The organism is Streptomyces sp. E2N166 (genome assembly GCF_003671715.1).
GTDB lineage: Bacteria > Actinomycetota > Actinomycetes > Streptomycetales > Streptomycetaceae > Streptomyces > Streptomyces thinghirensis.
Genome location: NZ_RAIF01000025.1, coordinates 405,616 through 411,922, shown reverse-complemented (window position 1 = coordinate 411,922; position 6,307 = coordinate 405,616). Strand labels below are relative to the sequence as shown.

4 protein-coding genes, 1 tRNA gene and 1 pseudogene are annotated in these 6,307 nt (G+C 73.5%); all 6 read right to left on the bottom strand.

The genetic code is table 11. From position 1 onward, the window contains the following. Positions 1-778, bottom strand: a 778-nt coding sequence (locus EBH09_RS19935; protein ID WP_193776415.1) for an AfsR/SARP family transcriptional regulator, incomplete at its 3' end; no start/stop codon positions are given. A 254-nt stretch (positions 779-1,032) separates the two neighbouring features. Continuing rightward, on the bottom strand, positions 1,033-1,938 hold the full coding sequence (locus EBH09_RS19930; RefSeq protein ID WP_121748325.1) for a glycosyltransferase: 906 nt from the start codon (positions 1,936-1,938) through the stop codon (positions 1,033-1,035). 251 nt (positions 1,939-2,189) lie between these two features. Then, a tRNA-Thr gene (locus tag EBH09_RS19925) sits at positions 2,190-2,266 on the bottom strand. Positions 2,267-2,385: 119 nt separating this feature from the next. Beyond that, positions 2,386-4,005 carry an alpha/beta hydrolase gene (locus EBH09_RS19920; protein WP_121748324.1) on the bottom strand — a complete coding sequence of 540 codons (1,620 nt, stop codon included), beginning with the start codon at positions 4,003-4,005 and terminating at the stop codon, positions 2,386-2,388. A gap of 106 nt (positions 4,006-4,111) precedes the next feature. Further along, positions 4,112-5,317, bottom strand: coding sequence for a DNA polymerase III subunit delta' (locus EBH09_RS19915; protein WP_121748323.1), 1,206 nt, complete (start codon positions 5,315-5,317; stop codon positions 4,112-4,114). 288 nt (positions 5,318-5,605) lie between these two features. Next, positions 5,606-6,307, bottom strand: a pseudogene (locus EBH09_RS19910) (hypothetical protein); the annotation flags it as partial.

Sequence of the window (6,307 nt, the reverse complement as noted above, 5' to 3'; positions counted from 1 at the left end):
GCAGCACCTCCACGTGCGCCGCCCGCACGGCGGGGCCCGGCTCGATGCCGAGGTCCTCGGAGAGGCGGGCGCGCAGATCGCGGTGGACGGCCAGCGCCTCCGCCCGCCGTCCGGTGCGGTGCAGGGCCAGCATCAGCTGGCGGTGGTACGCCTCCCGCAGCGGATGCTCGGCGGCGAGCGCCGAGAGCTCCGGTACGAGGCTCTCCAGCCGCGCGCCGCCGAGGGACAGTTCGGCGTCGTAGCACCACTCGGTGAGCAGGAGCCGCGTCTCCTGGAGCCGCTGGGCGAACGCGTACCCGCCCACCTCGGCCGGCAGCCCGGCGAGCGGCGCGCCCCGCCAGAGCGCGAGTGCGGCCGAGCCCGAGCGCACGACCCGTGCCCAGTCGCCGTCGGCGTGCGCGGCGCGCGCCTCACTCGCGGCGGCCTCGAAGACGTGCACGTCCACCTCGCCCTCCTCGACCCGCAGGAGGTAGCCGGACGGTACGGCGCGCAGCCGGCCGGGCTCGCCGATCAGCCGCCGCAGCCGGGTCACGTGATTGTGCAGCGAGGCCCGCGCGGACGCCGGCGGGGCGCCGCCCCACAGCGCGTCCTCGAGCGACTCGACGGACACGGACCGCCCCGCCTCCAGCAGCAGCGCCGCGAGCAGGGCCCGGGCCTTGGGACTGGCGACGAGGATGGGGGCGGGGACAGGAGCGGCATCGCCCAGCGGGACGGCGGCATCGGCGGCGTACAGGACCGGTGGCCCCAATAGTCCGAACCGCAGGCGGTACCGCTTCACGCCGCCCTACCACCTTCCTCACGGCGATTTTCCGCCAGGGCCGTCTCCGTCACGGCCGCCCATTGTCAACAGAGAACCGTTGGCCACATGTTAGCGATCCGTTGGCAAGGTCTGATGTGATCACATCATCGGATCTGGCCCGGGGGTGCGCGCGTAGAACGCGTTGCTCGGGGGAGTGTCGCCGCCGCGGCCGGGTCCGGGGACGTAAGAGGGCCCCGTTCGTCAGAGGTGAACGACCGGGGCTCTCGTCCTGCTCAGATGACGGGCGGCCGTCCCAGCCGGGTGAGCCGCCCCACCGTGCGCCAGCGCATCGGCCGGCGCTCCCCCGCGGGCTTGCGCAGGCCCTCCGCGAACCCGCCGAACCAGGCCCGCAGCCCGCCGAGCGACCGGTTGCGCGCCAGCGTCAGCAGCATCCACACGCCGAGGTGGACGGGGATCAACGGCAGGGGCAGCCGGCGGCGGGCCAGCCAGACCCGGTTGCGGGCGTTGACCCGGAAGTAGACGGCGTGCCGTGCGGGCGAGGTCTTCGGGTGCTGGAGCAACAACTCGGGCGCGTAGAGGATGCGCCACCCGGCGTCGGCAGCGCGCCAGGCCAGGTCGGTCTCCTCGTGCGCGAAGAAGAACTCCGCGGGCCAGTCGCCGACCTCGTCGAGCATCGCCGACCGCAGCGCGTGCCCGCCGCCGAGAAACCCGGTGACGTACCCGCCCCGCATGGGGTCGGAGGCGCCGACCCGGGGAACGTGCCGCTGCTGTGTCTCGCCGTGCTCGTCGGCGATCCGGAAGCCGACGATGCCGAGCCGGTCGTCGGCGGCGAACAGCTCCCCCACCCGGCTCAGCACATCGGCGTCCACGAGGAGCCCGTCGTCGTCCAGCTCCACGACCACATCGGTGTCGCCGAACTCCCGCAACCGCGCGAGCGCCACGTTCCGCCCGCCGGGACAGCCCAGGTTCTCGTCGACCTCGATCGGCGTGACCTCGCCGGGCAGCGACAGCCGCGCGGCGAACTCGGGCAGCGGGCAGCCGTTGCCGACGATCACGATCCGCGCGGGCGGAGCGTCCTGCTTGGCCACGGACTCCAGCAGGGCGTCGACCTCGGCGGGCCGGTTCCCCATGGTCACCACGGCGACGGCGATCCTCGGTCCACCCGTGTGCTCGCTCATGCCCTCACCTGGTTCCGGCCGACAATGTGTGCGCGATGCTAGCCGTTCACGACCGCGATCCCCGGCGTACGCCCACCCGCGCCCCCGCGGTTCGCCGCACTGGCCGCGTGGCCCGCGTCACTGGCCGTCGGCCGCTGGCCACTGGTACGGAAAACCGCGGGGAACGGTTCAACGGACGCGCCCCGCTCCCGTGGGAGCGTCGGCGCACAAAAAGAACCCGCAGATCAGATACCTGACCCGCGGGTTTCGTATGGAGCCGCCTTCGGGATTCGAACCCGAGACCTACGCATTACGAGTGCGTTGCTCTGGCCATCTGAGCTAAGGCGGCGTGCGCTGTGCACCATGGTGCGATCAGCAACGTCGGTAAGTCTACACAGTTTCCGAGGGTGCTTCGTACCCGCCCCGGAGGCTGGGGCTCCGGGGCGGACGGGGCTGTTGCCGGGGTGGCTACGAGCAGCGTTTGCCGTCTTCCGGCGCGGTGCCGCGCAGCAGGTAGGTGTTGATCGCGGAGTCGATGCAGGTGCTGCCGCGGCCGTAGGCGGTGTGACCGTCGCCCTCGTAGGTGAGGAGACGGCCGGAGGAGAGCTGGTCGGCCAGGGCCTCGGCCCAGCGGTACGGGGTGGCCGGGTCGCGGGTGGTGCCGACCACGACGATGGGGGTGGCACCGGCGGCCTCGATGCGGTGCGGCTCACCCGTGGGCTTCACCGGCCAGTACGCGCAGTTCAGGGAGGACCAGGCGAGGCCCTCGCCGAAGACCGGGGACGCCTTCTCGAAGTCGGGGAGCGCTTCTCGCACCTCGTCCGGGGAGGAGAAGGCCGCGGGGAGGTCCAGGCAGTTCACGGCGGCGTTGGCGAACATCAGGTTGCTGTAGCCGCCGTCGGCCTCGCGCTCGTAGTAGCTGTCGGACAGGACCAGCAGGCCGGCGCCGTCGTTCTCCTTCATCGCCGAGGTCAGCGACTCGCGCAGCTGCTGCCAGGCACCCTCGTCGTACATCGCCGCGATCACGCCGGTGGTGGCCAGTGACTCGGTGAGCTTGCGGCCGTCCGCGTCGCCGGTGGGGATGGGCTTGGCGTCCAGGTCGTCGAAGAAGGCCTTCAGGTTCTTGCCCACCTGGTCGGGGGTGGTGCCCTGGTCGCCGAGGGGGCAGTCGGGCTGTCGTACGCAGTCCTTCGCGAAGGACTGGAACGCCGTCTCGAAGCCCGCCGTCTGTTCCATGTTCAGCCTGCGTGCGGGCAGTGACGGGTCCATCGCACCGTCCAGCACCAGGCGGCCCGCCCGGTCCGGGAAGAGGCCGGCGTACGTCGCCCCGAGGAAGGTGCCGTACGACGCGCCCACGTAGGTCAGTTTCTCGTCGCCCAGCGCGGCCCGCAGGACGTCCATGTCACGGGCCGCCTCGACGGTCGACACGTGCCGCAGCAGTTTCGGCGCGTCCGCTCCGCAGCCCTCGGCGAACTTCTGGTAGGCGTCGACCAGCTCGTCCGCCTCACCCGCGTCGTCCGGGGTGACGTCCGTCCGCGTGTACGCGTCCATCTCGCGGCCGTCGAGGCACTCGATGGGCTCGCTGCGGGCCACGCCCCGCGGGTCGACCGCCACCATGTCGTACTGGGCGCGGACCTCCTCGGGGTAGCCGATGCCCGCGTACTGCTGGAGGTAGCCGATCGCCGAACCGCCCGGTCCGCCAGGGTTCACCAACAGCGAGCCGAGCCGCTTGCCCGGGCCGGTGGCCTTCTTTCGGGCCACGGCGAGCCGGACGTCTCCCTCGGTCGGTTTCGCGTAGTCGAGCGGGGCCTTCATGGTGGCGCACTGGAAGCCGGGGACACCGCAGTCGCGCCAGCTCAGCTTCTGCTCGTAGTACGGCGCCAGCGCGGCGGGCGTGGCCTGCGGCAGCGCGGCCAGCGTCGCCTTCGCCGCCTCCGTCGATCCGGCCGCCTCGGCGGCCGCCGAACCGGCGGACGTCGACGCGCCCCCGGCCGAGCAGGCGGTGGCGAGCAACGCGGCGGCGAGAAGCGTGGCTCCGGTACGGGTCCTGCCGATGCGGGTCCTGCGGTGAGTGCGCCTTGTGTGCATTCAGCGAGCGTAACTCTCCGCGACGACATCGATGCCGAGCGTGCTCGACGTGCCTCGTACGAGTGACGTGCCTCGTACGAGTCACGTCGTCGACCGAGGCCCCGGGTCAGCCCGCTCTGAGTGCCATCGCCATCGCCTCGACCGCGAGAAGCGGCGGCACATTGCGGTCGAGGGCCTCCCCGCAGGCGGCGACCGCCTCGATGCGGCGCAGCGTGGACTCCGGTGAGCTGCCGCGGGCGAGACGGTCCAGGGCTTCCTCGGCGTCGGCGTTGGCGATCGCCACACGGGAGCCGAGCTGGAGGGCGAGGACGTCGCGGTAGAAGGCGGTGAGCTCGGTCAGGGCGAGGTCGAGGCTGTTGCGCTGGGTCCGCGTTCTGCGGCGCTTCTGGTTCTCCTCCAAATCCTTCATCACGCTCGCCGTGCCGCGCGGCAGCCGGCCGCCCTGTGCCGCGCCCAGGGCGGCCTTCAGCTCCTCGGTCTCCTTGGTGTCCATGTCCTCGGCGAGCTGCTTGGCGTCCTCCGCCGCGGCGTCGACCAGTTCCTGGGCCGCCTTGAGGGCACCGCCGACGTCCTCGACCCGTAGCGGCAGCTTCAGCACGGCGGCCCGGCGGCTCCGGGCGGCCGGGTCCGTGGCCAGGCGGCGGGCGCGGTCGATGTGGCCCTGGGTGGCGCGGGCCGCCGCGGCGGCGACGTCCGGCTCGACGCCCTCGCGCCGTACGAGCATGTCGGCGACGGCGTCGACCGACGGGGTGCGCAGGTTCAGGTGGCGGCAGCGGGAGCGGATCGTGGGCAGGACGTCCTCGACGGACGGGGCGCACAGCAGCCAGACCGTACGCGGAGCGGGTTCCTCCACGGCCTTGAGGACGGCGTTGGCGGATTTCTCGTTCAGCCGCTCGGCCTCCTCGACGAGGATGATCTGCCAGCGGCCGTTCGCGGGCGAGGTGAATGACTTGCGGACGGTGTCCCGCATGTCCGGGACGCGGATCTCCGCTCCCATGGCGACCACCGTGCTGACGTCCGCGTGGGTGCCGACGAGCGCCGTGTGGCATCCGTCGCAGAAGCCGCAGCCGGGGACACCGCCGAGTGCCCGGTCGGGGCTCACGCACTGCAACGCGGCGGCGAAGGCCCGCGCCGTCTGCGCCACCCCCGCGCCGGGCGGACCGGTGAACAGCCAGGCGTGCGTCATGCTCGACGTCTCGGGGAGCGGGCCGTCGGCCGCGGCGGCGGTGACGAAGGCGTCGGCGTCCCGGGCAGCGGCGGCGAGCGGTTCGCTCACCTTCTCCTGCCCGACGAGGTCGTCCCACACGGTCATGGGTCAGGCCGCCCTTCCGTCACGTTCCGTCATACTCCGCCGCGCTGCTCCGCACCCCGCGCCGCGTCCTCCATTGTGCGGGGCGGCACTGACAACGAGGGCCGGGGACGCCGGGGTAGGGAACGGCGGGCCGTGGGCAGGTGGCGGCGGGCGGAGGACACCCGGCCCATGGGGATCGGAGGCCCGGGGTCCCGAGCCCGGCCCACGGGGCTGGCCCGCGGTCCCTGGGACCCCGTTGGCCCGCGGTCCCAGGGCCCCCGGGGTCCCGGGGTCCCGGGGTCCCGCCGGTCAGCGTCGGCCCCGTCCCTTCCCTCGACGGCCCTCGTCGCCGTCAGTGCCGTCGCTTCGCCTACCGTCACCTCGGCCGCCGTCACCCCGGGCGCCTCCGTCGCGGTCGCCGTCACGCGGGCCGAGCAGCTCGTCCGCCAGCGTCGGCAGGTCGTCCAGCGGTGTCTCTTCGGCCCAGTCCGAGCGGCGCCTGGGGGGCGGTGCCTGGTCGGGGTCGATCTGAGGCAGCTCGCGCGTGCGGTCCCGGGATTCCTCGGACCGGTCGGAGCGAGCGGCCGTACCCTCCTCCCGGAAGTAGCCCGGCGGGACCCGGTCGGCGGGGTCGTCCCCGCGTACGGGCGGCAGCACCGCCGTCTCGTCGGCGGCACCCTGCGTGACGGGCGGCAGCACCGCCGTCTCGTCGGCGGCTCGCGGGTCCACCCCCGGCAGCACCGCCGTCTCGTCCGCAGCGCCCGTCGGGGCGGGCGGCACCGGCGGCATGGGCAGTTCCGTCGTCGCCTCGGACTCGGACTCGGGTGCGGACGCCTCGGACGCTCCGGACGCGCGGCCGTCGTCGCCGCGACCATCCCGGGTGTCGTCCTCGGCGCCGCCCCGGTCGCCCCGCGAGACGGCAGCGTCCCCAGCATCGGCCGAATCCCGCACCGGCCGCAGTACCGCCGTGTCCTCCACCGGCCCGCCGGAGGCGTTCGTCGGGGCCACGAC